The 21,709-nt window shown below is 63.4% G+C and carries 36 protein-coding genes; 31 read left to right on the plus strand and 5 right to left on the minus strand.

Annotated features, from left to right (window positions below; genetic code table 11):
• Window positions 1-251 precede the first annotated feature (251 nt).
• Window positions 252-815, minus strand: coding sequence for a helix-turn-helix transcriptional regulator (locus B551_RS25265; RefSeq protein ID WP_083492707.1), 564 nt, complete (start codon window positions 813-815; stop codon window positions 252-254).
• 98 nt (window positions 816-913) lie between these two features.
• On the minus strand, window positions 914-1,300 hold the full coding sequence (locus tag B551_RS26280; RefSeq protein ID WP_157072073.1) for a hypothetical protein: 387 nt from the start codon (window positions 1,298-1,300) through the stop codon (window positions 914-916).
• 140 nt (window positions 1,301-1,440) lie between these two features.
• Here B551_RS26280 and B551_RS21910 point away from each other — a divergent pair, with 140 nt between their 5' ends.
• From B551_RS21910 to B551_RS21920, 4 genes are read left to right on the plus strand one after another with little or no spacing between them, the layout of a single operon-like run.
• Window positions 1,441-2,019 carry a toxin YdaT family protein gene (locus tag B551_RS21910; protein WP_023265023.1) on the plus strand — a complete coding sequence of 193 codons (579 nt, stop codon included), beginning with the start codon at window positions 1,441-1,443 and terminating at the stop codon, window positions 2,017-2,019.
• Entirely contained in the window at window positions 2,016-2,210 is a 195-nt protein-coding gene (locus B551_RS21915; RefSeq protein ID WP_006575437.1) for a hypothetical protein, read from the plus strand. The genes B551_RS21910 and B551_RS21915 overlap by 4 nt, the downstream gene beginning before the upstream one ends.
• Complete coding sequence (locus B551_RS26285; RefSeq protein WP_023265024.1) at window positions 2,207-2,377, plus strand: hypothetical protein; 171 nt, start codon at window positions 2,207-2,209, stop codon at window positions 2,375-2,377. Before B551_RS21915 ends, B551_RS26285 begins: the two co-directional genes overlap by 4 nt.
• Before the next feature lie 9 nt (window positions 2,378-2,386).
• On the plus strand, window positions 2,387-2,680 hold the full coding sequence (locus tag B551_RS21920) for a helix-turn-helix domain-containing protein (protein ID WP_006575436.1): 294 nt from the start codon (window positions 2,387-2,389) through the stop codon (window positions 2,678-2,680).
• A gap of 23 nt (window positions 2,681-2,703) precedes the next feature.
• Here the strand turns inward: B551_RS21920 and B551_RS21925 are convergent, their stop codons facing one another.
• Window positions 2,704-3,381, minus strand: a complete 678-nt coding sequence (locus tag B551_RS21925) for a hypothetical protein (RefSeq protein ID WP_006575435.1) — start codon at window positions 3,379-3,381, stop codon at window positions 2,704-2,706.
• Between the two features lie 17 nt (window positions 3,382-3,398).
• On the opposite strand from B551_RS21925, the gene B551_RS21930 reads away from it, so the two are divergent.
• Genes B551_RS21930 through B551_RS21970 form a run of 10 tightly spaced genes read left to right on the plus strand, consistent with a single transcriptional unit; the run spans window position 3,399 to window position 7,818 of the window.
• Complete coding sequence (locus tag B551_RS21930) at window positions 3,399-3,764, plus strand: nuclease domain-containing protein (RefSeq protein ID WP_006575434.1); 366 nt, start codon at window positions 3,399-3,401, stop codon at window positions 3,762-3,764.
• Entirely contained in the window at window positions 3,761-4,171 is a 411-nt protein-coding gene (locus tag B551_RS26290) for a hypothetical protein (protein ID WP_157072074.1), read from the plus strand. The genes B551_RS21930 and B551_RS26290 overlap by 4 nt, the downstream gene beginning before the upstream one ends.
• Window positions 4,168-5,166 carry a hypothetical protein gene (locus tag B551_RS21940; RefSeq protein WP_043442094.1) on the plus strand — a complete coding sequence of 333 codons (999 nt, stop codon included), beginning with the start codon at window positions 4,168-4,170 and terminating at the stop codon, window positions 5,164-5,166. The genes B551_RS26290 and B551_RS21940 overlap by 4 nt, the downstream gene beginning before the upstream one ends.
• 5 nt (window positions 5,167-5,171) lie before the next feature.
• Window positions 5,172-5,678 carry a DUF1064 domain-containing protein gene (locus B551_RS27290; RefSeq protein ID WP_216599709.1) on the plus strand — a complete coding sequence of 169 codons (507 nt, stop codon included), beginning with the start codon at window positions 5,172-5,174 and terminating at the stop codon, window positions 5,676-5,678.
• Window positions 5,675-5,929: a hypothetical protein gene (locus B551_RS21950; RefSeq protein WP_006575430.1), complete on the plus strand. Its 255-nt coding sequence runs from the start codon at window positions 5,675-5,677 to the stop codon at window positions 5,927-5,929. Before B551_RS27290 ends, B551_RS21950 begins: the two co-directional genes overlap by 4 nt.
• Window positions 5,926-6,171: a hypothetical protein gene (locus tag B551_RS21955; protein WP_043442097.1), complete on the plus strand. Its 246-nt coding sequence runs from the start codon at window positions 5,926-5,928 to the stop codon at window positions 6,169-6,171. The genes B551_RS21950 and B551_RS21955 overlap by 4 nt, the downstream gene beginning before the upstream one ends.
• Before the next feature lie 2 nt (window positions 6,172-6,173).
• Window positions 6,174-6,737, plus strand: a complete 564-nt coding sequence (locus tag B551_RS21960) for a hypothetical protein (RefSeq protein ID WP_006575429.1) — start codon at window positions 6,174-6,176, stop codon at window positions 6,735-6,737.
• Window positions 6,734-6,997 carry a hypothetical protein gene (locus B551_RS21965; protein WP_006575428.1) on the plus strand — a complete coding sequence of 88 codons (264 nt, stop codon included), beginning with the start codon at window positions 6,734-6,736 and terminating at the stop codon, window positions 6,995-6,997. The genes B551_RS21960 and B551_RS21965 overlap by 4 nt, the downstream gene beginning before the upstream one ends.
• Window positions 6,985-7,113, plus strand: a complete 129-nt coding sequence (locus B551_RS27295) for a hypothetical protein (protein ID WP_023265027.1) — start codon at window positions 6,985-6,987, stop codon at window positions 7,111-7,113. The genes B551_RS21965 and B551_RS27295 overlap by 13 nt, the downstream gene beginning before the upstream one ends.
• Window positions 7,114-7,158: 45 nt before the next feature.
• On the plus strand, window positions 7,159-7,818 hold the full coding sequence (locus B551_RS21970; RefSeq protein ID WP_006575427.1) for a hypothetical protein: 660 nt from the start codon (window positions 7,159-7,161) through the stop codon (window positions 7,816-7,818).
• Window positions 7,819-7,917: 99 nt separating this feature from the next.
• Here the strand turns inward: B551_RS21970 and B551_RS21975 are convergent, their stop codons facing one another.
• On the minus strand, window positions 7,918-8,652 hold the full coding sequence (locus B551_RS21975) for a hypothetical protein (protein ID WP_006575426.1): 735 nt from the start codon (window positions 8,650-8,652) through the stop codon (window positions 7,918-7,920).
• 257 nt (window positions 8,653-8,909) lie between these two features.
• Here B551_RS21975 and B551_RS27190 point away from each other — a divergent pair, with 257 nt between their 5' ends.
• The gene (locus B551_RS27190; RefSeq protein ID WP_253281401.1) at window positions 8,910-9,128 is read left to right on the plus strand and encodes an HNH endonuclease signature motif containing protein; all 219 of its coding nucleotides are present in this window, start codon (window positions 8,910-8,912) and stop codon (window positions 9,126-9,128) included.
• Between the two features lie 29 nt (window positions 9,129-9,157).
• Here the strand turns inward: B551_RS27190 and B551_RS25820 are convergent, their stop codons facing one another.
• Window positions 9,158-9,334 carry a DUF3606 domain-containing protein gene (locus B551_RS25820; RefSeq protein WP_006575424.1) on the minus strand — a complete coding sequence of 59 codons (177 nt, stop codon included), beginning with the start codon at window positions 9,332-9,334 and terminating at the stop codon, window positions 9,158-9,160.
• 305 nt (window positions 9,335-9,639) lie between these two features.
• Between B551_RS25820 and B551_RS21985 the strand changes: the two genes are divergently transcribed.
• The 16 genes from B551_RS21985 (at window position 9,640) to B551_RS22055 (ending at window position 21,709) form a co-directional block, all read left to right on the plus strand.
• On the plus strand, window positions 9,640-10,146 hold the full coding sequence (locus tag B551_RS21985; protein WP_006575423.1) for a terminase small subunit: 507 nt from the start codon (window positions 9,640-9,642) through the stop codon (window positions 10,144-10,146).
• A 4-nt stretch (window positions 10,147-10,150) separates the two neighbouring features.
• Window positions 10,151-10,807 carry a terminase large subunit domain-containing protein gene (locus B551_RS27375; protein ID WP_371259336.1) on the plus strand — a complete coding sequence of 219 codons (657 nt, stop codon included), beginning with the start codon at window positions 10,151-10,153 and terminating at the stop codon, window positions 10,805-10,807.
• Window positions 10,808-10,836: 29 nt separating this feature from the next.
• Window positions 10,837-11,826 carry a terminase TerL endonuclease subunit gene (locus B551_RS27380; protein WP_006575421.1) on the plus strand — a complete coding sequence of 330 codons (990 nt, stop codon included), beginning with the start codon at window positions 10,837-10,839 and terminating at the stop codon, window positions 11,824-11,826.
• Between the two features lie 7 nt (window positions 11,827-11,833).
• The gene (locus B551_RS21995) at window positions 11,834-13,108 is read left to right on the plus strand and encodes a phage portal protein (protein ID WP_023265031.1); all 1,275 of its coding nucleotides are present in this window, start codon (window positions 11,834-11,836) and stop codon (window positions 13,106-13,108) included.
• A complete protein-coding gene (locus B551_RS22000) occupies window positions 13,086-13,922 on the plus strand; it encodes a head maturation protease, ClpP-related (RefSeq protein ID WP_006575419.1) in 837 nt (278 codons plus the stop codon). The genes B551_RS21995 and B551_RS22000 overlap by 23 nt, the downstream gene beginning before the upstream one ends.
• Before the next feature lie 9 nt (window positions 13,923-13,931).
• Window positions 13,932-15,170, plus strand: coding sequence for a phage major capsid protein (locus tag B551_RS22005; protein WP_043442101.1), 1,239 nt, complete (start codon window positions 13,932-13,934; stop codon window positions 15,168-15,170).
• 72 nt (window positions 15,171-15,242) lie between these two features.
• Window positions 15,243-15,563 carry a HeH/LEM domain-containing protein gene (locus tag B551_RS22010; RefSeq protein WP_006575417.1) on the plus strand — a complete coding sequence of 107 codons (321 nt, stop codon included), beginning with the start codon at window positions 15,243-15,245 and terminating at the stop codon, window positions 15,561-15,563.
• A gap of 2 nt (window positions 15,564-15,565) precedes the next feature.
• Window positions 15,566-15,910 carry a head-tail connector protein gene (locus B551_RS22015; protein ID WP_006575416.1) on the plus strand — a complete coding sequence of 115 codons (345 nt, stop codon included), beginning with the start codon at window positions 15,566-15,568 and terminating at the stop codon, window positions 15,908-15,910.
• Window position 15,911: 1 nt separating this feature from the next.
• Window positions 15,912-16,247, plus strand: a complete 336-nt coding sequence (locus tag B551_RS22020) for a phage head closure protein (protein WP_006575415.1) — start codon at window positions 15,912-15,914, stop codon at window positions 16,245-16,247.
• A 4-nt stretch (window positions 16,248-16,251) separates the two neighbouring features.
• Window positions 16,252-16,779: an HK97 gp10 family phage protein gene (locus B551_RS22025; RefSeq protein ID WP_006575414.1), complete on the plus strand. Its 528-nt coding sequence runs from the start codon at window positions 16,252-16,254 to the stop codon at window positions 16,777-16,779.
• Window positions 16,776-17,129, plus strand: a complete 354-nt coding sequence (locus B551_RS22030) for a DUF3168 domain-containing protein (protein WP_006575413.1) — start codon at window positions 16,776-16,778, stop codon at window positions 17,127-17,129. Before B551_RS22025 ends, B551_RS22030 begins: the two co-directional genes overlap by 4 nt.
• Window positions 17,130-17,192: 63 nt before the next feature.
• On the plus strand, window positions 17,193-17,852 hold the full coding sequence (locus B551_RS22035) for a phage tail protein (RefSeq protein WP_006575412.1): 660 nt from the start codon (window positions 17,193-17,195) through the stop codon (window positions 17,850-17,852).
• A complete protein-coding gene (locus B551_RS22040) occupies window positions 17,852-18,193 on the plus strand; it encodes a phage tail assembly chaperone (protein WP_006575411.1) in 342 nt (113 codons plus the stop codon). The genes B551_RS22035 and B551_RS22040 overlap by 1 nt, the downstream gene beginning before the upstream one ends.
• Window positions 18,194-18,210: 17 nt before the next feature.
• Window positions 18,211-18,501, plus strand: a complete 291-nt coding sequence (locus B551_RS22045) for a DUF1799 domain-containing protein (RefSeq protein WP_006575410.1) — start codon at window positions 18,211-18,213, stop codon at window positions 18,499-18,501.
• 1 nt (window position 18,502) lies between these two features.
• Window positions 18,503-21,367 carry a phage tail tape measure protein gene (locus B551_RS22050; RefSeq protein ID WP_006575409.1) on the plus strand — a complete coding sequence of 955 codons (2,865 nt, stop codon included), beginning with the start codon at window positions 18,503-18,505 and terminating at the stop codon, window positions 21,365-21,367.
• Window positions 21,368-21,709, plus strand: a complete 342-nt coding sequence (locus tag B551_RS22055) for a phage tail protein (protein ID WP_006575408.1) — start codon at window positions 21,368-21,370, stop codon at window positions 21,707-21,709. It abuts the gene before it with no gap.

Consider the following 21,709-nt stretch of genomic DNA (forward strand, 5'->3'; position numbering starts at 1 on the left):
TCGAGTGTTGCCTTCTGTGAGTGACCCCGTCCGGCTCTGAAGGCGTGCAAGTCCACAACATCCGCCATGAAGCTCTCCGGTGCCCGCCGTGTGTCCGGCGGTATTTCCTGAGCTATCGACATAGCGGCCGCGCAATTGCCGTTGGACCCCACTTCAGAGGGGTGCAGATTTGTCTGCAAATGCCGTCGAGGCTGCGCGCCGGAAACGAAAAAGCCCGCCAAGTGGCGGGCTTCTGTGTTCGGTGGCGAGCGTTAGGACGCCTTTCGCCGGCGATGCGGGCTCTCGGCGGCCTCTATCACGCCGCGGGGGGCGGGGCGCCCCCAGTCGTCCTGGCGCTCAAGGCTCGCAGCCAGGAACGCCGCAACTACCGCGTCCAGTCCTTCCTTTTGCTTGGGGGTAAGGCGTTCGTACTCAGCGCGGCTGGCACGGAACGGCCATGCCTGCGGCACTTCCGCTTGCGCCTGGGGCGAGCCGGCTCCGGTGGCCAGCCAGTACGCATCGACTCCAAGGAAGCGCGCCGCCTTCACCGAATTCTCGGCAGTCAGCGCCTTCGTCTTTCCGAGCAACACCTGCGACACAGCCTGAACGCTGATGCTGAGGTCATCGGCCAGGTCTTGCCGATCCTTCCCGGAGAGGTCGAGAGCTTGGGCGAGTCGTTCGCCATAGGTGCTTGCCATGGCGAAAGCATACTTACATGCCACTAAAGCATGGTTGCTATCTTCGCTAAAGAATGCTTTAATTCCCGGCATGGAAAAGTCCAAGGCAACAGCCCTTCTAGGTGGAACGACGTCGGCAGCCGCCGAGGCGATCGGCATCTCGCCGCAGGCCTACTCGCAGTGGCCTGACCAGTTGCCCAAGCGCCTCGCGGACCGCGTCGTCGCGGCCATTGCTCGTCGGCACCTTCCTGCGTCGCTCATTGGTGTCGAGGAGACGCATGCCGCGACTTCTGGTGGCCGTGCCGGGGGCTGAGGTCTTCCTCGAGAACAAAGACCAGCAGTTCGAGCTGCGAGAGCAGGCGGCGCGCCAGCTGCAGACACGCGAGCGCGGCCTGTCTCTGGTCCATCGAGGAGGCCACCGGCCCGTATGGCCTTCCTTCACCTGTTGCGAGCCACTTGGCTGAAACACCGAGGACACGGGCAATCGCATCGGTATGGCGGCTTCCACGGGCATTGCGGTTCGGGTTGCAGAGGTAGTTGACGGACTGATGGCGCATGCCGACGCGCTCGGCAAGAGCGGCTTGCGATAGGGGTGGATTGACCTGGGCCATCGCCCAGCGCAGTCGATCACTGTAGGTCTGCATGCGGGGCAGTGTGTCATCGGTCGCATGCAGATGTGTCTGCAGATTCCCGGCAGAAATTTCTGCAGGGCAGGGCGGTGAAGGACATGAGGCGGCTCGTTTTTGTTGTTGAGGCGAGTCTAGAAGGCAACGGGGAAAGAGGCATGCGAAACGGATCGCAGAAAACACTGATTGGCCTGGTGCGTGAGCACGTGAACGCGTGCCGGAAGGCTTTGCAATGGAGCCGCGAGGCGGTGGCGGATGTCATTGTCGAGGCGCACGAGCGGATCGACGGCCCGGCGACGACGGGCATTCGCTTCGAGCCGAAGACGACCGACACCTTCACGCGAGCGAAGGTCAACGCGGACCGGATCTTCCGCTGGCTGGATGACGACTCGAAGGACAACAACCTTCTGCCGGCCAACTTCCTGCCTTCGGTGTTGGCCGGTCTGCCGGTGGAAGAGCGCATCGCGCTTCTGAACGACATCCTCGCGCCGCTGGGTTTGACGGTGCGTCGCCTGGACGGCGACACGCACGAGACGCAGAGCGCGACGAAACACCTCGTCGCGATCGCGAGGGAGGTTGCTGAGGCGCAGTCCGCGGTGGCGAACCTAATTGATGGCGCCACGCTGCCCGAACTGCAGCGCGCCGAGCGCGAGCTGGCGGAGGCAGAGCGCGCGATCACGCAGGCGCGGGAGGACGTCGCCGCGCAACTGAACAGCAGCCTGCGGGTGGTCGCATGAACCTGCGCCATTTGAGCGAAGGCCTCGTCTACCGCCTGCCGAGCGGCAAGCGCACCAAGTTCGCGCGCTACGTCGCCAAGACCGCCACTTACTTGTTCGTCTACGAGGACGACGGCAGCGACATCCAGGACCGCAAGGTTCCGCTGACCGAGCGCATTGCGGCCCTCGCCGTACCGGAGCTGGGCCAATGATCCACGAGCTGATGCCGCGCCAGGCGGTCCGGGAGCAGGGCGCCGAAGCGTTCCGCCGCGGCGCTACCGAGCACGACAACCCGCACTGGCCGCCGGGCACCGACGCCTATCTGGAATGGCTCTCCGGCTTCAAGACCGAGCAATACAAGGCCGCAAAGGCCGCGTAGGGGGAACGCATGCACACCGCCGTCGCGCAAACGAGCATCCGCAACTACCAGCGGATGAAGACCACAGGGGAACTGGGCCGCGTCCAGCAGGAAATCATGGACGTGATCGGCGCCTTCCCGCACGACTACTCGCTGCAGGAGATTGCCCAGGCGAGCGGCCTGGCGATCAACACGGTCAGCGGCCGGGTGAACGAGCTGCGGGCGAAGGGCCAGCTGGAGCAGGGGCCGAGCCGCCCGTGCAAGGTGACCGGCCGGACGATCCGCCCGGTGCGCCGGCCGAGCCCGCAGAGGAGCCTGTTCTGATGCAGTCCAGCAACCCCACGTCGTCAAGGTGCAGCTCGTTGCGGACTGTTGGTCGCGGGATGCGCGGACCGGCCGACCTTGAGTCTTTCCGCACAGTCCGTGTACACGGCGTTCAGCGCGTCGTGAATGAACGTTATGACGCCTATCCAACGATTCAGTTCGGTTTGCCTTTGATCGTCGGTAAGAAGGGGGCCGGCGAAATCGTCTTTTATAAGCGCCAAGGAACGCTTCAGTTGACCGAGTCTGGCGATGGCGTGAGCGAACGTAATTGCCGCGTCCTTCGAAACTTCAGTCAAGGCAGTTGCCTGAGCCGGATGGAGAACCTGCATCTGCTCGATGATGTCGGCAAGGTTGGATGCTGTCGTCGCGGTTACCGGCTGGCCAAGACGGTCGCGCACGAACGTGCGTGCCGCATCGAGCCCCGCGAGGATGTATTCGATCTCAGGAAGCAAGGAACCTACCGCTATGCGCGCGTGGACTTCGCCTTCTCTGTGTCTCCTGATTTGATCAGAGACAGCAATCGTTACGGCTGCGGCTGTCGCGCCCACGGTTCCAAGAGCGGAAAGAACTGTCCAACCGTCCGTCTGCGGGGCGAACTGCCACGTCGTAGCCAGAGCAACCCCTCCCACGAAGCCAGCGAGGATGGAACCGAGAATCGCCTTGCGCGAATGAATATCCAATGTTTCGCCCCCCACGTTCATTGCGCGGGGATCGTAGCATGAGCGCACTCGCAACCGTCATCGCCAACGGCAAGGCCGTTCGCATCAATCCGTTGCTGCATCCCGACATGCTTTGTCACGGACAGCAATGCTACCTCCGCATTCCAGGGGTCTGCCGGAATGATCCGGCCACCGTGGTGCCGGCGCACTCCAATCAACTGAGGGACGGGAAGGGCAAAGGCCTGAAGGCGAACGACCGGATGACGGTACCGGGTTGCTTCTGGTGTCACGCCGAGCTCGACCAGGGAAAGCGGCTCACCAAGGAGCAGCGACGGGAGCTCTGGGATCGTGCTTACGACCGGTGGGCCGCGTACCGCCAGAAGCAATACGGCGTGCCGGCAGCGCGCCAAGAGGAGGCAGCATGAGCACCACCATCATGTCCGTGCGCATTCAGTTTGGCGAACAGTCGGCCGGCCTCCGTCGTTGTCGATTAGCCCCGCAGTTGGGGACTGTATTGCAGGAGCTTGCGGCCGTGTTCAAACGCGGCGTGCTGAAGCTGCTCAAGCGTTCTCCCCTCGCGACACATCACAAAGGAAATGGTCAGCTTACACGCGTGGTCGGGGCTCGATCCCCGGTCCCGGACGAGTTCCATTGTGACCCGAATGAGGTCATCGCCCAAAGGGCCCGGGGTGGACTCTTCAATGGTGAGCCTGCTAACCCGCCCGGCGTAAGCGAGCGCTTCGGGATCTTCGTAGTTCGCAGTCGGCATCGTGGATCCATTTCTGTTGATGGGCGGCCATTGTCGCACGCTGGCCGGAGGTGCCTTGCATGAGCTGGGAGGCAGTCACCTGGGCCGGCAAACAGCGTACCGGCCGTTCCACATCGAAGAGCGTCCTGACGTGGATGGCGAACTGCGCGGCGATGCCGCAGCTGCGCGCCTTCACGTCGATGGCCTACCTGGTGGAGATGACCGAGCTCAATGAGAAGACCGTCACCGCGGCGATCAAGCATCTCGAGGAGCTGGGTTTGATCACCGACACTGGCGAGCGCACCGGCGCCACGCGCCAGATCCGCGTCTACCAGCTGAACGTCGATGTCGACGCCGATGCGGGTGAAGGATCGGAAGGCCACCAAAAACGGAACCCTTCCAAGAACGGAAGCCTTCCGAAAACGGAGTCGAAGCCCACCAAAAACGGAGGCAAAGCCCCCCAAAAACGGAGCGAAAGCCCCCCAAAAACGGTGGCCGTAACAGGAGGAACAAAAGAGGAACAGGAAGAAACCAAAGCGCGCGCGGGGCGCGCGAGTGGATCGGTTCAACTTCCTGACTGGCTTCCCGAGGATCTGTGGGCTCACTGGCAAGCCCACCGCAAGGCAAAGAAAGCGCCGCTGACCCCATACGCCGCCGAGCTATCGATCCGCGTGCTGGATCGCCTGCGGGGCGAGGGGCATGACCCGGTGGCCGTGATCAACGAAAGCATCCTGCGCGGGTGGACGGGGTTGTTCCCGCTCAAGGCGCCGGGCCAAGCCACGCCGGCCGGCGCTTCGTCGGTGCCACCGACCTGGTGGGAGAGCGCGGAAGGTGTCCGCCAGATGGGCGCGAGCATCGGCCTGCCGTACGACGGCAAGGAAAACGCCCGCCGGTACATGTTCCGGGTGTTCAAGGCGGCGGGCCCCGGCCCGTGGGTCGAGCGCGAACTGACCGCGGCGGCCCGGATGAACGAGTTCGAGTACGAAAGGGTTTTCGCCTACTTCATGGGCGAGAAGCCGGCCACCGCGCAGCAGATGGCGCAGCGCGCGGCGGAACAGCAGCAAGGCGCCACGGCATGACCAGCATGTGGGGAAAGTGGGGAAATGCGAACGGACGAAGAGTATCGGCACGAGTGCGAGGCAAGGCGGCTGGCGGTGATGCCGGATTGGCGGGTGACGGACGAGCTTCGAGCAGTGGAGAAGGCCAGGGGTTTGGTGGAGGCGCAGCGGCTGGCGGCAACCATCCGGGAGCTGCGTCGAAAGGGAAGAGCAAGTATCGAAACACCCGTGTATCGCTGAATGGCATGAAGTTCGACAGCCGGCGGGAGATGGAGCGGTACATCCACCTGGCGGAGATGGAGCGAGAGGGCAGGATCAGCGGCCTGCGGCGGCAGGTGGTGTACGAGCTGGCGCCCGGGGTGGTGATCCAGGGCCGGAAGCGGCCGGCGCTGCGGTACGTCGCGGACTTCGTCTACCGGGACGGCGAGGGGCGTGAGGTCACCGAGGACGTGAAAGGGAAGATCACCGAGGGATACCGGATCAAGCGGCATCTGATGGCGGTGATGGGCATCGAAATCAAGGAGATCAAGTGAGCGCAATCGAAATCAACCGATCGGAAGTGAACGAGGTCCAGTACTCCGCCACCCTGGGCCAGGTGCAGATCGAAGGGCTGATCGCGGAGGCGGTCGCGAAGGCTGCCGGCGTGGACCTGGCAAGCGCCGGTGTGCGCGTGAAGAAAGTCGAGCTGATCACCAGCGACAAGGTGATCGGATTCGAGACCAGCGCGGCTTGCGAGATCGTGGTCGACCGTCTGCCCGCCGCGCCGGAGGAGACCGCATCGTGAAGGTCAACGGTGTGGTGGTACCTGTTGAGGCCCTGGACAAGGCACGGCGCTACATGGCGCGCCGGAGCCGTTTCACGGCGACCAACGTCATGGGCGTCATCGCGGAGGCGCTTCACGACGCCGGAATGCCGGGGCAGGTGGATGTGGCGTACCGCGCTGCCGACCGGCTGCTGCAGCAAGAGCGGAAGGCGGGCCGCATCGTCTTCATCTCTGGATCCTGGCGCAACGTGGGGGAGGCCTGACCATGCGCTGGACACCAGAAGACGAGGCGAAGCTGCGCGAGCTGTATAGCCCGGCCAAGACGTTCAAGGAAATAGGCGATCAGCTGGGGCGATCGAAGGACGCGGTGCAGATGAAGGCGGCAGAACTGGGTCTGGGCCCCAAGCCGTACAGGGGGTACCGCTCCACCATCTGGCCGCTGATCGAGGAGATCTGCAAGGACGGCCGCGCCCGCACGGTGCACGAGCTGTCCGCGCTGACTGGGGCATCCCGCGTCGCGATCGACCGACTCATGAAGGACCGCCACGACGACGGTCTGGCTCACGTTGCGGACTGGTTGCCGACCGAGCGCGGCCCCAAGGCCCCTCTGTGGCTGCCGGTGCCAGGCAAGGACGCCAAGAGACCCAAGGCAACGACTCCAGCCGAACGCCAGGCGGCTCGCATGCGCCGGATGAAGGAGGAGGATCCGCTGCGCTACAAGGCGATCATCGACCGTTGCACCATCCGGCGGAAGCTGAAGAAGGGGCTCGTTCTCGCGCATCAGCATCCAATCGTCCAGGCGCTGTTTGGCATGGGTGCGCCGGCATGACGGTCGAGGTCAAGGGCGGCGCGCTGGCGAAGCTGGCCGGCATCTGGTGCCGGGAGCCAGGCTTCTGGGACTTCCTGATGCACCGGACGGGCGAGCCGGTGTACAGCGAGTCGACGGCGGCCGCGGTGGTGCGCAAGCTTTGCGACGTGACCAGCCGGGCGGAGCTGGACAGCGTGCCGAAGGCGGAGGCCCACTTCCACGTGCGAGTCAGGCTGCCATACATGCGATGGATGCAGGGAGTCAAGCGATGGGAGCGCTGATCGTGGTGCTGGCGGTGGCAGCGTGGGTCGGTGTCTGCAAGGCGATCGGTGCCGACGACATTGCGATGTACGCAGGGAGCATCGTCATCGGCTGGGCGGTGGCGAGATTGGGATAGGGCAGCAGGGCAGGTATGGGTTTGACAGGACGGGGAGATCAGGGGATGAGGAACGCAGTATTCGCCGACACGCGCCAGGCGCTGTATGTCGCGCACATGGTGATGGCGCTGCCGCCGCGGCAGGGTTCGCCGTTTCGCACGTCGCTGATCCGCATGCTGGAGGGCGCGCCGCGGCTGAGCGCCACGCAATCTGACTGGCTCGAGCAGCTGCGCGGGCAGCCAGGCGACAGCACGGTCAATTTCAGCGGCCTGACGTCCGACGAGGTGCGCGGCCAATGCGCGATGGTGGTATCGGCCGTCGACTCGAAGCTGCCGGCGCCGGAGCGGGCCGTGATCCGGGCTCGCTTCATCCCGGCCGAGTATGAGGAGATGGTGCGCGGCGACAAGTACAGCCGTCGGTTCTTCTACAGCCGGGAGCGTGTCGAGGCGATCCGCTACCTGGCCGACTGGCTGGCGCCGACGGTGACCGCGGTGAGCCGCGACGCGCTTGACTTCTTGATCGCCAAGGCATTCGCCAATCACCAGAAGCTGGTCATCAGCTATCGGCAGCTGGCTGATCAGTTCGGCGGCAACCACATGACCTATGCCCGCGCCTTCGCGACCGTGCGCGATCGCATGCGCGAGCTCGAGGCAGTCGCGGTCGATCGGCTCACGCCGTACTTCGAAGCGAGCGGCTTGATCGAGGTCATTGAAGAGGCGGCTTGACAAGCTGTTACAGCGACCCTAGAATTTTCCCAAATTGCAGAAGTGCAACCAAAGCCCGCCCGGTTCACGCCGAGCGGGCTTTTTCATTGCTGCCCTACGTTACTGCAGGGTAGATGCGTGCGACCGGAGACGGGACCGTGTAAGAGCCTCAATTTGCTTGAAGAGCGGATTGACTTCGTCTCGGGCGGCTTCCCAGGCTTTTCGATGGTAGCTGTGGTCGTCCGCCTCATGACTAACCCTTCTGGCCACTATGCTGGACCACAGCTTTTCGATAATGCTGTCATACATTCCCTTCAGATCATCAGGGAAGAAGATCGCTTGAGAGGCCATATAGGTCCGCAGTTCGAAAAACTGTTTCTCGACTTTCGATAGCCGGTGCCAGAACTCGATTCGGATATAAGTGTCCAGCTTGTTATCCGCGTTCCGGATCTCATTCCGCTGCGTTCCCGTGAGCTTGCTGCCCGCTAAATACTCTTCAAGCTGATCGGAGTTCATCCGATCCAAGTCTGGATGTTGCGATGTCGGAGAAACGAACCATTCGACCCTGGCCTTCGTCTGCTCGAGCAGCTTCCATGCTTCGGGGAGTGCCATAAATTCCCTCTCCTGGAGCTTTAGCGTGCCGCTCAGTAGTGCGTCAATTTGGATCCGAAGCCGTTGCAGCTCCTTAGCTTGATCATGCTTTAGTGCGTCAAGTCGCTCATTGAATCGGTTGTCTATCCAAGCCTTCGCTAAGTACTTGAACGCTTGGTAGGCGATTAACGTAGCACCGCCGCCGACAAGTACTACTTGCCCAATTAGCTGCGCGAGACTCTCGTACAAATTCACGACGTCCAAGATTAGGCTCCTTTGGGTTTGTGCGGGAAGTATAGCCACGTGCCGCCCGGCTAGAGCCGTTTGCATTGACGTGGAGGAAATCCATGGCCCAACGGCGGGTAAGGATGCTGGCTGCTCGCGTTGGAATGGCCAAGGCAAGTGTCCGGACAGTGCAGCCTGGCTCTTGGCGAATTGAAGGATTAACCAGCAGCCAACGAGGATATGGATACCGCTGGCAAAAGGCGAGGGCGGCTTTCCTGCGTGAGCACCCATTCTGCGTGTACTGCGTGCGAGAGATGGGCATCGGTGCTACCTCGGTGGCCGAGACCATCCTCGAGTGCGCGGCCCGGGGGCTGATCGTGCCCTACGGCAACGTGGTGGACCACATCAAGCCGCATCGTGGTGACCAGGCACTGTTCTGGGATCGCTCGAACTGGCAGACTTGCTGTGCAATGCACCACAGCCGCGACAAGCAGCGTGAGGAATCGATGGGATGACCCGCCAGCGGGTGGCTGGCGGGGGCGTGTTACTTGCCTAGGTATTTCTGGACGTCGGTCACCATCACACCCACCTTCGCGACAGCATTCTTGAGGGCTTGCGGCGTGACGCCGAACCGTGCGGACCAGTAGTGCAGTTCCCATTGCTCGTTGACATTGATTCGGCTGCGGTCAGCAGGCCCGCGCTTTTGCAGATCATCGGACATGTTGTCTCCTATGGCGCCGCCAAACGGTGGCGGCGACATTGTGACCAGTACGGCTGTCAGTTCGGTACCCCACTTTCGGGTCATTCGTTAACCCGAAAGTGAATGGGGGGCACCGTAAAAGTCGAGGCAAGCCCTGTCTTCTAGACCGCCCGTTCCCTCACGCGCAGAAAATTTCCCGCCGCACGGAATTTGTTAAAGCTTTAACATCCCGTCCGCTTTAACAAGCGGGCGCAAGCCATTGAAGAGAAAGGGGTTTCCACGCGGGCGGTGTTTAACATCCGAGCCACCGTGGACCACAAATTGACATGGCGCTGACCGGCAAAAAACAGAAGTTTGCCGAGGCGAAAGCGCGAGGTCTATCCAACAAGGACGCGGCTATCGCCGCCGGCTACAGCGCGAGCTCCGCAGCCGCTCAGGGCTCTCGCCTGGCGAAAGACGCCGACGTTGTCGCGCACCTGAATCGGAAAACCAAGGCCAAGGCGGCGAAGAGGACCGCTCCGCCGCCGAAGGTGGCGCCCGTCGAAGAGCGGCGGGCCCGTGAGCCCGAGACGCTCGACGAGGAAGCTGCGATTGCCTCCTTCGACTGGGAGCAGGCTACACGGTTCTCGGACCCGAAAGCCTTCCTCAAGGCGGTCATGAACGACATGGAGACGGAGCCCAAGCTGCGCGTCTTCGCTGCCAAAGAACTGATGCCGTACTACCACCGGAAGCTCGGCGATACCGGAAAGAAGGAAGAGCGGAAGGACGCAGCGAGTAAGGCGGCGAGCGGACGCTTTGCCGCAGCGCCCCCGCCTTTGCGCGCCGTGAAATGACGATATGGAATGGTCTACTGCATGTCCCGATTGGGCTGAGCGCCTGCAGTCGGGGCGGTCGATCATTCCGCCGCCAATCTTCCCTGATCAGGCTGAGCTGGCGCTGTCCATCTTCAAGGAACTGCGCATCGTTGACGCGCCAGGAAGCCCGACGTTCGGAGAGGCCTGCGCGGAGTGGGTGTTCGACCTGGTTGCATCGATCTTCGGCGCCTATGACCCCGAGTCGGGGCGCCGGCTGATCACCGAATGGTTCGTCTGCCTGCCGAAGAAGAACTCGAAGTCGACCATCGCGGCCGGGATCATGATGACGGCCCTGATTTTGAATTGGCGGCAGTCCGCAGAGTTCAGCATCCTGGCCCCGACCATCGAGATCGCAAACAACAGCTTCGGTCCGGCGCGCGACTTCTGCTCGGAGCGTGTTGACGAAGAGCTGAACGCACTGATGCATGTGCAGACGCACATCAAGACGATCACACATCGGGAAAGCAATGCGACGCTGAAGGTGGTCGCGGCCGACTCCAATACGGTTGGCGGGAAGAAAAGCGTCGGCACGCTGGTCGACGAGCTGTGGCTGTTTGGCAAGCAGGCCAACGCGGAGAACATGCTGCGCGAGGCGATCGGTGGCCTGGCCTCGCGGCCCGAGGGATTCGTATCTACCTGACGACGCAGAGTGATGACCCTCCCGCAGGGGTGTTCAAGCAGAAGCTGCAGTACGCACGGGACGTGCGGGACGGCAAGATCGTCGACAAGAGCTTCGTTCCGATCATCTTCGAACACCCGCCAGAGATGGTGAAGCGAGGTGACCACCTGAAGGTGGAAAACCTCGCGATGGTTAACCCGAACTTGGGGTACTCGGTCGACCGGGCATTCCTCGAGCGCGAGTTTCGCAAAGCTCAAGAGGGCGGTGAGGAATCATTCCGCGGCTTCATGGCGAAGCACGGAAACGTCGAGATCGGCTTGGCGCTCCGGTCCAACAGTTGGGCCGGCGCCCTCTTCTGGGAGCAGCAGGCGCGCACAGGGCTCACCTTGCGAGACCTGATCCGACGTTGCGAAGTGATAGACGCCGGCATCGACGGTGGTGGCCTCGATGACCTTCTGGGCTTGGCCGCCGCCGGCCGCGACCGCGAGACGGGAGAATGGCTAACCTGGTGTAAGGCATGGGCCCATCCGACCGTGCTCGAGCGCCGCAAGTCGGAAGCGTCGAAGCTGCTGGATCTGCAGAAGGTTGGCGAGCTAGTGATCGTCGAGAGGATCGGCGAGGACGTCGAGCAGCTGGCGGAGGACGTGAAACTGATCTATGACGCCGGTCTGCTGGACAAGATCGGTGTCGATCCCAGTGGGATCGGAGCCGTACTGGACGCGCTCGAAGCTGTCGGGATTCCCCGGGAGCTGGTAATCGGCATTTCGCAGGGATACAAGCTCAACGGAACTATCAAGACGACAGAGCGGAAGCTTGCCGAAGGAGCGCTTTGGCACGGTGGAACGGCGCTGATGAACTGGTGCGTCGGTAACGCGAAGGTCGAGCCGAAGGGAAATGCGATCTTGATCACGAAGCAGGCCAGCGGCACAGCGAAGATTGATCCCCTCATGGCACTGTTCAATGCCGTCGAGCTGTTGTCGCTCAATCCCGAGGCGAAGAAGTCGTCCGTTTACGAATCTCGCGGTATCCGTTTCCTCTGAGGCCTAGATGAGTGTTCTCGATTTCTTCCGGCGTGCGGGCACGCGGGAGGCCCAAGGCCGCCCATCGGAAGCCTCGGTACCGCGGGCGGAGCTTCCGGCCGGCATGACATTCACGGGCTTGGATGATCCAGCCCTCCTCGAGTACATCCGCCGTGGCCAGGATGGACTTGACGACAATCGCGCCCGCCGCTTGCGCAATATGGCGGTGCTTCGGTGCCTTAGCCTCATCTCGGGTGCCATCGGCCGTTTGCCGCTGAACCTGATTCACAACGGGACGGACATGCAGGTGGCCAAGGATCATCCGGCATATCGTCTGCTGAAGGTTAAGCCCAATGATTGGCAGACGCCCTTGGAGTTCAAGCGCCAGATTCAGATGAACACCATGCTGGACGGCCAGGCGTTCGCTCGAGTCGTTTGGTCTGGATCCCGACCGATTCGGTTGATCCCGTTGGCGCGCAAGTCCGTCAAGCCGCGGCTGACGGATTCGTGGCACATGGTCTACGACTACACGCGTCCGGATGGCGGAGTCGTGACACTGCCGGCGCGCGAGGTATTCCATCTCCGTGACCTTTCTCTGGACGGCGTCGATGGCATTTCTCGGATTCGTCTGGCTCGTGAGGCGCTTGATCTAGCCAGTCAAGCCGAGCGCGCCGCGTCGCGGACGTTTCAGACCGGCGTAATGGCCGGAGGCGCTATTGAAGTGCCGAAGGAGCTCTCCGAGAACGCATACACCCGGATGAAGCAATCCATGGAGGAGAACTACTCCGGCGCAGAGAACGCCGGGAAGTGGATGCTCCTCGAAGAGGGGGCAACGGCCAACAAGTGGTCGAGCACTGCGGCAGACGCCCAGCAGATCGAGAACCGAAATCACCAGATCGAAGAGGTCGCCCGCATGTGGGGCGTGCCGCGCCCCTTGCTGATGATGGATGACACCAGTTGGGGCAGTGGAATCGGCCAGCTGGGAATCTTCTTCGTGCAGTACACCTTGGCAGACTGGTTCACGGCCTGGGAGGAAGCGTGCGCAAGGTCGCTGTTGTCGGAGCGCGAGCTGGACGAGATGCAGTTCAAGTTCAACGAAGGCGCGTTGCTGCGCGGTACGTTGAAAGAACAGGCCGAGTTCTTTGCAAAGGCGCTCGGCGCCGGCGGCCAGAAGCCGTGGATGACGCAAAACGAAGTGCGCGGGCTATCCAACCTGCCTGAATCCGACGATCCGCAGGCGAACGACCTGCGCAACCCGCTCACACAGAAGGGCACCAGCGATGAGCCTCCTGAATCTGCCTGAGATCCGGGCCGACCACCGTCTGAACAGCGCTCAATTCGACCTGCGGCCTGACGCCGTCGAAAAGTGGCACCCCGAAGTCCGGGCGGCCAAGGGTGACGACGATACGACCATCTCCATCTACGACGCTATCGGCGAGAACTGGGACGGCACAGGTGTTACCTCCAAGCGTATCAGTGCCGCCCTACGCAGTATCGGATCGCGCGCGATCACCGTGAACATCAATTCGCCAGGCGGTGACTTCTTCGAAGGAGTGGCGATCTACAACCTGCTGCGCGAGCACAAGGCCAAGGTCACGGTCCAGGTGATGGGTGTGGCGGCATCTGCTGCGTCAGTCATCGCCATGGCTGGTGATGACATCCTCATGGGAGACGGCGCCTTCCTGATGATCCACAACGCCTGGGCGGTGGCGATCGGAAATCGGCATGACATGCGCGCCACTGCAGAGGTGCTGGAACCATTCGACGGAGCAATGGCAAAGGTCTACGCGGAGCGTTCGGGAATAAGTCCTGCCGAAGCGGCCGCGATGATGGACAGGGAATCGTGGATCGGGGCAGACGAAGCTGTCCAACTCGGTTTCGCGACCGGGCTGTTGGATAGCGCCGAAGTATCGCGCTCGGGCGGCACGTCGGCAGAACGCCGCGCAATGGCGGTTATCGAGGCATCCATGGCGAAAGCCGGATACACCCGCTCCGCCCGACGCGAGGCGTTCAAAGCTCTCTTTGCCGGCAAGCCGGGCGCTGCCGGAGAACCTGCCACGCCGCGCGCTGGCACCAGCGACATCAACTGGGTCGCAAGCAACCTCCTCAACTTCTAGGGAACGAAAATGCATCAAGCAAACCGAGTGCCGCGCGGCATCATGGCTGTTCGCGCGGAGGGCGGCGCTTCTCCTGAAATCAAAGCGCTGGTCGAGAACGTCAATCGCGCCTTCGAGGCATTCAAGGCCGAGCACACCAAGCAGCTCGATGCGATCAAGTCTGGTCTGCCGACTGCCGACATTACCGCGAAGGTCGAGAAGATTGACGCGCACGTCGCCGAACTGCAGAAGGCCGTGGACGACGCCGCTGTCAAGATGGCGGCAGCCCAGATGGGTGCGGGCGGCCGTCATCTGACGGATGCGGAGTACTCCGAGGCCTTCAGTGCGCACTTCAAGAAGGGCGACATCCAGGCGGCGCTGAATAAAGGGGCCGATGCAGAAGGCGGGTATCTCACCCCCGTCGAGTGGGACCGGACTATCACGGACAAGCTGGTGCTCGTCTCGCCGATGCGTCAGCTCGCCACGGTCACGCCGGTATCCGGCGCGGGTCTGACCAAGCTGTTCAACCTGGGAGGCACTGCGTCCGGCTGGGTCGGTGAAACGGCCGCTCGCCCGCAGACGAACACCGGCGCCTTTGCTTCGCTAGGCTTCGGATGGGGTGAAATCTATGCCAATCCGGCGGCCACCCAGCAGATCCTGGACGATTCGGCAATCGACCTCGAGTCCTGGTTGGCTGGCGAGGTCGAGACCGAGTTCGCCAAACAGGAAGGTGCGGCTTTCTTCTCCGGCGATGGGGCGAACAAGCCGTTCGGCATCCTGACTTATGTTACCGGCGGTGCCAATGCTGCGAAGCACCCGTTCGGAGCGATCAAGGCAGTGAACGGAGGCGATGCAGCGACGATCACGGCAGACGGAATTCTGGACGTGATCTATGACCTTCCCTCCGCCTTCACGGGAAACGCACGGTGGGCGATGAACCGCAAGACCCAGGGCGTTGTCCGCAAGCTGAAGGACGGCCAGGGGAACTACCTGTGGCAGCCGTCCTATGTTGCGGGTCAGCCCGCGACGCTGGCAGGGTTCCCTGTCACCGAGGTGCCCGACATGCCGGATGTGGCCGCTAACGCGGTTCCGGCCCTGTTCGGCGACTTCAAGCGGACCTACACCATCTTCGATCGCGTCGGCATCCGCGTTCTGCGTGATCCTTTCACGGCCAAGCCCTACGTCCTTTTCTACACGACGAAGCGCGTTGGTGGCGGTGTGCACAACCCCGAGCCGATGCGCGCTCTGAAGGTGGCGGCGGCCGTTTAACGGTCAGCTTCCGTTCGTTCGATGTAAGGAAGGGGCGACGACGTCGCCCCTTCTCTATTCAGAGGAAAGGCGATGCCGAAGCTTGTCAAGGCGTTCCGCGGCGTGGCGGATGGGGAGATCTATCCTCGCGAATTTCAGGTTGGCGAAGAGTGTCTGCCCGAGCTGATCCAAGGAGCCAAGGCCTTGGGCGCCATCGAGGACGAGTCGGACTCCGGGCTCACAGTCGCGCAGCTGCGCGAAGCGCTGAGCGCCAAGGGGATCGAATACAAGGCCACTGCGAAGAAAGCGGACCTTGAGGCGATGTTGGCGCGATCGATGGAAGGCGAGAACAGCGGCGAAGGCACGGCCGATGCTGCCGGGAACGCTTCCGACAGCGCTTCGGCTTCGGAGTAGTCATGGCGCTCGTGTCTCTCGATCTCGCGAGGGGGCATTGCCGGGCGGACCCAGGCGTCGAGGACGAACTGATCGGTCTTTACCTGGCGGCCGCTGAGCAGGCGGCGTTGGACTACCTCAGTCGGCAGGTGTTCGAGAGCGTTGAGGCCCTGAATGCAGCGGCCCAGGCGGGAACGGCTGGACCCAATGCAATGGTTGTCAATGCGGCCATCAAAGCTGCAATCCTGAAAACGACAGGCGATCTCTACGCCAATCGGGAAGACTCCGTGGTCGGCGCGAACGCAGTGGAGCTACCGCTGACCGCGCGGTCTCTGCTGCGCCCTCACCGCATCGTCCCAGGAGTGTGACATGGTCCGTGCTGGTCGCTTGAACCGACGCGTGCTGATACAGCGCCGGGGTACAACTCAGGACGACGCGGGTCAGCCGGTGCAGGGCGACTGGGTAGATTTCACCCAAGTTTGGGCGGACATCAAGCACAAGAGCGGGCTCGAGGCGGTCCGCTCAGACGTGCCCGCTTCGGTCGTCAACGCCAGCATCCGAATTCGCTATCGCACTGATGTGGACGCCACCATGCGCGTCCTCTATGGCGGGATCGTCTACGGTATCCAGGCGGTCTTGCCGGATGAAGCTGGGCGCCGGTTCGTCGATTTAGTTTGCCAGGTCGTGCCTGAGCGCGCGGAGTAGCGCCATGTCGACATCGTTCAATTTTGACGGTGACCTGGCCGCGGATCTGGACCAGATCGAGGACCGGCTCGTCAAGGAAGTGGTCCGGCCAACCGCCCGAGCTGGCGCGCTGGTCTTCTACGAGGAGGCGCGCAGGCTCGTTCCCGTCTATAAGGGCGAGCCGGTCATCAGGGCGAACGGGACGAAGATAAAGCCGGGGCAACTTCGCGACGCGATCTACCACGTGTATTCGGAGTCGGAGTCGACCGATGTCCGCGCGGCATATCAGGTCAGCTGGAACGCGGCCAAGGCGCCGCACGGCCATCTCGTCGAGTATGGCCATTGGCGCGTGAACAAGCTCGTGAAGACCCCAACGGGTTGGATGGCGACTACCGAGCGGCTGGCGGCGCCGGTTCGTGTGCCGGGCGTCGCTTTCATGCGCCGCGCCGGCGATCGTGCCGAGGCAGCGATCGAAGCGATGCGGCGGCGCGCGGCCGAGAAGGTCGCCGAAGTCCTGAGCGGCGACAACAGCGACAGCAAGGATGACGCATGACGGTGGAAGCGGAGATCGTCAGGGCGTTGGGCGGCCTGGTTGACGGTCGGGTGTATCCGGACACGGCACCCGAAGGCACGCAGTTGCCGTTCATCGTCTACCAGCAGGTCGGTGGGTCACCACTGGAATTCCTCGCCGGCGTGCCCGACAAGAAGAACGGCCGATTCCAGATCGAGGTCTGGTCCAAGCGGCGCGCGGAGGCAAGCGGCCTGATCCGGCAGGTGGAGGACATCGTCCGCACGGATTCCGTGCTGCTCGCCACCACGCTTGCCGGCGCGTTGGGCACCTATGACGACGTGCTGAACTGGTACGGCGCCAGGCAAGACTTCTCCATCTGGTTTTCGAGTTGACGCCCGTTCGGGCGCTTACCCAACGCCCGCAGCCGCGGGCATTTTTCGTTTACGGAGCCAACTATGTCGGTACGCCTTCCGAACGGTTCGATCTTTGCCATCGCTTCGGCGCTGGCCGCCGCGACGCCCGTCACGGCAATCACCAACGCTGCCCCGCCGGTTGCTTCCGCGGCCGGCCACACTCTGGTCGATGGCGACATCGTCACGATCGCGTCGGGCTGGACGCGACTGGACGGCCGCATCGGCCGCGTCGACAGCGCCGCCGCCGACAACTTCGCGTTGGAGGGTTTCGATGCGACCAGCACGCTGAACTATCCGCCCGGCAGCGGGGCCGGTTCGGTGCGCAAGATCAACACCTGGACCGAGATCCGGCAGACCCTGACGTCGACGAGCCAGGGCGGCGAGCAGCAGTTCTACACCTACTCGTTCCTGGAAGACACCGGCGACGACAAGCAGATCCCGACGACCCGCAGCGCGCGCTCCATCACGCTGACGATCGCAGATGATCCGACGCTGCCGCAGTACGCAGTGCTGAAGGAAGCCGACGAGGACCGGGAGCCGCGACCGATCCGGTTCCTGCTGCCGAACGGCGACGCCATCTACTTCATGGCCTACGTGTCGATGTCGGACATGCCGACCACCACGAAGAACGAGGCGATGGCGATCACGGTCACGCTGTCGCTGCTGGGCAAGCCGACCCGCTACAACGCCGCAGGTGCCTGATGTTCAAGATCACCCCCAATCCCACCTTCAAGGCGACGGTGACTATCGCCGTCCCTGGTGAGCAGGCTGCGAAGCTCAAGCTGGTATTCCGGCACAAGACGCGCGACGAAGCGCAGGCGTTCTTCCGGCGCGTTGCCGAGGAGGCCTCGGCCGACACCGGCGCCAATGCGCCTGCGCGAGAGCGCAAGGTGTTGGAGGAGATCGTGGCCGGCTGGGAGGACGTCGACCAGCCGTTCACTGGCGAGGCGCTGGAGGAACTGCTGCGGAACTACCACAACGCCTCCACCGCCATCCTCGATACCTACATGGAGCAGCTGACTCAGGCGCGCCGGGGAAACTGATTGAGGCGGCCCGCCGGATGTATTGGCGGGCGCCGCCGGAAGATGAACTCAGCGCCTTCGGGTTGAAGCTGTCCGACGTCATTCCGGACGACATCGAGGTCTGGCCCGACAACGAGGCGGCCGTGAGCATCTTCGTGCAGATGGGGACGCAGTGGCGCGTCGGTGTTGGCGGCCCTGTCGGGCTGGACTACAGCGCTCTCCGATTCGTCATGCGCATGCAGCGCGTGCCGCCCGCTGAGCAGCCCGATCTGTTCGAAGACATCCGCGTCATGGAGCACGCGGCCCTGGACGAGATGAGCGAGAGATGACATGAGCGAGGTAGTCGGGAAGGCCACCCTGCAGGCGGATGCCGACGTCTCGGGCATCAAGGCCGGGTTCGCCGAGGCGAAGAAGTCGGTCCAGGACTTCGAGCAGGCCGCGGCCAAGTCGGGACAGAACACCTCGCGGACCGTGCGCGGCATGGGAGAGTCCGCGCGCGATGCGTCCGAGAAGATGGATGCGGCGGCGCGCCGGTTCCTGCAAACGCTGGAGCGCCAAGCCGATCGCGCGGGGAAAACCGCCGCCGAGTATGCGGCGCTGCGCGCCCAGCAGCTGGGTGTGTCGGACGCCGCGGCGCCGTTCGTTGCGCGACTGAAGGCTGCGGAAACCTCTGTCGACAACCTGGGCATCTCGGCGAAGCAGACCGCCGCGGCGTTGCGCGGCGTGCCGGCGCAATTCACCGACATCGTTGCCCAGCTCGCCGGCGGGCAGAGCCCGATGCTGACCCTCGTCCAACAGGGCGGCCAGCTGAAGGACATGTTCGGCGGCATCGGACCCGCTGCTCGCGCCTTGGGCAATTACGTCGCTGGCTTGGTCAACCCGTTCTCCCTGAGCGCGGCGGCCGCGGCAGCGTTGGCATTGGCGTTCGAGCGCGGTCACCAGGAGTCGGTCGAGTACAACCGCGCGCTGCTGGCGACCGGCAACTACGCCGGCACGACCGCAGGCCAGCTCGCCGGCATGGCCCAGCGCATCAGCGAAACCGTCGGTACTCAGGGCGCCGCGGCTGAGGCCCTGACCCAGTTGGCATCGACTGGCAAGGTCGCCAGCGATCAATTCGAAAGCCTGGCCGCAGCAGCGCTGGAGTGGAAGAAGGCCACCGGTACCGCGATCGACGATACCGTCGCCAAGTACGTCCAGCTTGGTGAAGAGCCAGTCAAGGCAGCGCTCAAGCTGAACGAGCAGTATCACTTCCTGACCTTCGCTGTCTACGAGCAGATCAAGGCGCTGGAGGAGCAGGGGCAGAAGGACGAAGCCGCAGCGCTGGCCCAGAAGACGTTCGCGAGCGCGCTGCAGGCGCGGGCGCAGGAAATTCAGGCCAACCTCGGCTACGTCGAGCGCGCTTGGAGTGCCGTGGCCGGGGCCGCGAAAGCGGCTTGGGACAACATGCTCGGCATCGGCCGGGCGGCGTCGCTGGACGATTTGAAGGGACGGATGACCGCCATCCGGAACCAGATCGAGAGCATCGAATCTGGTGGTGCGTTCGCCAACAGCCAAGCTGGGGCGGCCTTCGGTGGCCGCTCCCGGGCTGCGCTGACGCAACTGCGCAAGCAGCTCGCCGAGCTCGAGGCGCAGGCGGCACCGATGGAAGCCGCCGCGGCAAAGGCGCAGAAGGATGCGGAAACCCAGCGCACGAACGAGGCCAAGATTGCGGCGCAGCAGCGCCTGGATGCCCAGGAGAAGGCAACTCGCACGCGGGCCCAGCAGCGCAAGGACGAGATCGATCAGCTCAAGCGTGACGCGCAGACACTCGGTCTCGCTGAGGAGGAGTACAACCGCCGCGTCGCGCTGATCAACGAGAAGTACAAGGATCCGCGCGGGCCGCGTGCCAAGGCATACACAGAAGACTACGCGACCCGCTACCTGGACCAGCTGCGGCAAACAGGAGCGGCGCTGCGCGCCCAGCTGGTCGATACGGACAAGCTGACGGCCGCCGAAAAGGCGCGCGCCGAGTTCGAGCAGCAGATCGCTGATATCAAGACCAAGAAGGTTCTGACGGCCGATCAGAAAAGCCTGCTGGCGCGGGAGACGGAAATCCGGCGCCAGCTCGAGCTCAATGTCGCCGCCAATGCAGAGGTCGAAGCGAAGAAGGCAGCGACGAAGGAGCAGGAGCGCCAAAACCGACTGCTGGAGCAGGCGCGGACCCAGGCGATTGGTATCGAGGCGCGGATCCGTGAGAGCGCGGCATCGCGCGCCGAACAGTACGACCGTCAACTGTCGGTGTTCGGTCTGGGCAGCCTGGCGCGTGAGCAGCTGGCTTCGACGCAGGCGGTGTATCGCGAGTTCGATCGCATCCGGACGGACTGGATCAAGACCATGTCCGAAAAGGGGCTGGTCGGCACCGATCTGTACGTCGACCAGATCAACCGGATCCGCGACGCACAGCAGGATGCGCTCTCGCAGCTGGACCAGTACTACGAATCCCTCCGCGAAAAGCAAGGGGACTGGAAGTACGGCGCGATGGCAGCCATGTCCGACTACCGCGACTACGCTGCCAACGTTGCCGACCAGACGGGCCGGCTGTTCGGCGGCCTGTTCCAGGGACTGGAGGATTCGGTCGTCAAGTTCGCGATGACGGGCAAGCTCAGTTTCGGCGATTTCGCCAAATCCGTGATCGCGGACCTCGCGCGCATCCAGGCGCGCACGGCGATCTCCGGACTCGCGCAGATGGGCATCAACTTTGTCGGCAGCCTGTTTGCCGCGGGCGCGGGCGCCGCGGCGACTTCTGGAAGTGCATGGAACGCGTTCAGCACTGGCCCCAGCGCCGCAGCGTACACGTCCACCACTGGCGCCACCGGCACGGGGATGTTCAGCAATCCGACGCCTATGTTCGGCGGCTTCCGGGCCGGCGGTGGCGACGTCGAAGCCGGCAAGGCCTATGTGGTAGGTGAGAAGCGCCCAGAAGTGTTCGTGCCGGCGCAGTCGGGCCGCATCCTGCCGAGTGTGGGCGGCGGTGACATCTACGTCAGCACGCAGGTGAACATGCAGGACGGAACCTCTCAGACTCACGTGAACGGCGGCGATGCTGCGCTCGGAAAGCAGGTGGGCGACATGGTTAATGCAGCCGTTTCCGACCGCCTGAACCGAGAGATGCGCCAGGGCGGTTTGCTCTGGAGGATGCGGATGGGGCAGGCATAAATGGCGATCGAAACCTTCAGTTGGCGTGCCGCCGGGCCAAGTGCGCAGGGCGATGTGACCCTGCGCACTCGCTCCGCCCAGTTCGGCGACGGCTACAAGCAGGTCGTTGCCGACGGGATCAACAACAAGCAGCAGACGTGGCCGATGAAGTTCGTCGGCGACGTGGTGCGCATCCACGCGATTACGGATTTCATCGACCGGCACGCCGGCTACAAGTCCTTCTACTGGACCCCTCCGGGTGGGGTCCAGGGTCTTTACCGAATCTCGCAGTACACGCCGGCCGTCGAGGCCGCCGGCGTGTACAGCTGCACCGCAACTTTCGAGCAGGCATTCCATCCCTGA

This window comes from Cupriavidus sp. HPC(L) (assembly GCF_000307735.3).
In the GTDB taxonomy this organism is placed as follows: Bacteria; Pseudomonadota; Gammaproteobacteria; order Burkholderiales; family Burkholderiaceae; genus Cupriavidus.

What these genes read in the sequence shown, in the direction of transcription:
- B551_RS22020 (WP_006575415.1), top strand. Translation starts at nt 15,912, where the DNA reads ATGGTCCGTGCTGGTCGCTTGAACCGACGCGTGCTGATACAGCGCCGG.
- B551_RS22015 (WP_006575416.1), top strand. Translation starts at nt 15,566, where the DNA reads ATGGCGCTCGTGTCTCTCGATCTCGCGAGGGGGCATTGCCGGGCGGAC.
- B551_RS21940 (WP_043442094.1), top strand. Translation starts at nt 4,168, where the DNA reads ATGAGCTGGGAGGCAGTCACCTGGGCCGGCAAACAGCGTACCGGCCGT.
- B551_RS25820 (WP_006575424.1), bottom strand. Translation starts at nt 9,334, where the DNA reads ATGTCCGATGATCTGCAAAAGCGCGGGCCTGCTGACCGCAGCCGAATC.
- B551_RS21920 (WP_006575436.1), top strand. Translation starts at nt 2,387, where the DNA reads ATGCACACCGCCGTCGCGCAAACGAGCATCCGCAACTACCAGCGGATG.
- B551_RS21930 (WP_006575434.1), top strand. Translation starts at nt 3,399, where the DNA reads ATGAGCGCACTCGCAACCGTCATCGCCAACGGCAAGGCCGTTCGCATC.
- B551_RS26290 (WP_157072074.1), top strand. Translation starts at nt 3,761, where the DNA reads ATGAGCACCACCATCATGTCCGTGCGCATTCAGTTTGGCGAACAGTCG.
- B551_RS26285 (WP_023265024.1), top strand. Translation starts at nt 2,207, where the DNA reads ATGATCCACGAGCTGATGCCGCGCCAGGCGGTCCGGGAGCAGGGCGCC.
- B551_RS25265 (WP_083492707.1), bottom strand. Translation starts at nt 815, where the DNA reads ATGCCGATCGCCTCGGCGGCTGCCGACGTCGTTCCACCTAGAAGGGCT.
- B551_RS21925 (WP_006575435.1), bottom strand. Translation starts at nt 3,381, where the DNA reads ATGAACGTGGGGGGCGAAACATTGGATATTCATTCGCGCAAGGCGATT.
- B551_RS21915 (WP_006575437.1), top strand. Translation starts at nt 2,016, where the DNA reads ATGAACCTGCGCCATTTGAGCGAAGGCCTCGTCTACCGCCTGCCGAGC.
- B551_RS21995 (WP_023265031.1), top strand. Translation starts at nt 11,834, where the DNA reads ATGAGTGTTCTCGATTTCTTCCGGCGTGCGGGCACGCGGGAGGCCCAA.
- B551_RS21985 (WP_006575423.1), top strand. Translation starts at nt 9,640, where the DNA reads ATGGCGCTGACCGGCAAAAAACAGAAGTTTGCCGAGGCGAAAGCGCGA.
- B551_RS22035 (WP_006575412.1), top strand. Translation starts at nt 17,193, where the DNA reads ATGTCGGTACGCCTTCCGAACGGTTCGATCTTTGCCATCGCTTCGGCG.
- B551_RS26280 (WP_157072073.1), bottom strand. Translation starts at nt 1,300, where the DNA reads ATGCAGACCTACAGTGATCGACTGCGCTGGGCGATGGCCCAGGTCAAT.
- B551_RS21910 (WP_023265023.1), top strand. Translation starts at nt 1,441, where the DNA reads ATGCGAAACGGATCGCAGAAAACACTGATTGGCCTGGTGCGTGAGCAC.
- B551_RS22030 (WP_006575413.1), top strand. Translation starts at nt 16,776, where the DNA reads ATGACGGTGGAAGCGGAGATCGTCAGGGCGTTGGGCGGCCTGGTTGAC.
- B551_RS27295 (WP_023265027.1), top strand. Translation starts at nt 6,985, where the DNA reads ATGGGAGCGCTGATCGTGGTGCTGGCGGTGGCAGCGTGGGTCGGTGTC.
- B551_RS22050 (WP_006575409.1), top strand. Translation starts at nt 18,503, where the DNA reads ATGAGCGAGGTAGTCGGGAAGGCCACCCTGCAGGCGGATGCCGACGTC.
- B551_RS22005 (WP_043442101.1), top strand. Translation starts at nt 13,932, where the DNA reads ATGCATCAAGCAAACCGAGTGCCGCGCGGCATCATGGCTGTTCGCGCG.
- B551_RS21960 (WP_006575429.1), top strand. Translation starts at nt 6,174, where the DNA reads ATGCGCTGGACACCAGAAGACGAGGCGAAGCTGCGCGAGCTGTATAGC.
- B551_RS22055 (WP_006575408.1), top strand. Translation starts at nt 21,368, where the DNA reads ATGGCGATCGAAACCTTCAGTTGGCGTGCCGCCGGGCCAAGTGCGCAG.
- B551_RS22025 (WP_006575414.1), top strand. Translation starts at nt 16,252, where the DNA reads ATGTCGACATCGTTCAATTTTGACGGTGACCTGGCCGCGGATCTGGAC.
- B551_RS22000 (WP_006575419.1), top strand. Translation starts at nt 13,086, where the DNA reads ATGAGCCTCCTGAATCTGCCTGAGATCCGGGCCGACCACCGTCTGAAC.
- B551_RS27375 (WP_371259336.1), top strand. Translation starts at nt 10,151, where the DNA reads ATGGAATGGTCTACTGCATGTCCCGATTGGGCTGAGCGCCTGCAGTCG.
- B551_RS27290 (WP_216599709.1), top strand. Translation starts at nt 5,172, where the DNA reads ATGTGGGGAAAGTGGGGAAATGCGAACGGACGAAGAGTATCGGCACGA.
- B551_RS22040 (WP_006575411.1), top strand. Translation starts at nt 17,852, where the DNA reads ATGTTCAAGATCACCCCCAATCCCACCTTCAAGGCGACGGTGACTATC.
- B551_RS22045 (WP_006575410.1), top strand. Translation starts at nt 18,211, where the DNA reads ATGTATTGGCGGGCGCCGCCGGAAGATGAACTCAGCGCCTTCGGGTTG.
- B551_RS22010 (WP_006575417.1), top strand. Translation starts at nt 15,243, where the DNA reads ATGCCGAAGCTTGTCAAGGCGTTCCGCGGCGTGGCGGATGGGGAGATC.
- B551_RS21970 (WP_006575427.1), top strand. Translation starts at nt 7,159, where the DNA reads ATGAGGAACGCAGTATTCGCCGACACGCGCCAGGCGCTGTATGTCGCG.
- B551_RS21965 (WP_006575428.1), top strand. Translation starts at nt 6,734, where the DNA reads ATGACGGTCGAGGTCAAGGGCGGCGCGCTGGCGAAGCTGGCCGGCATC.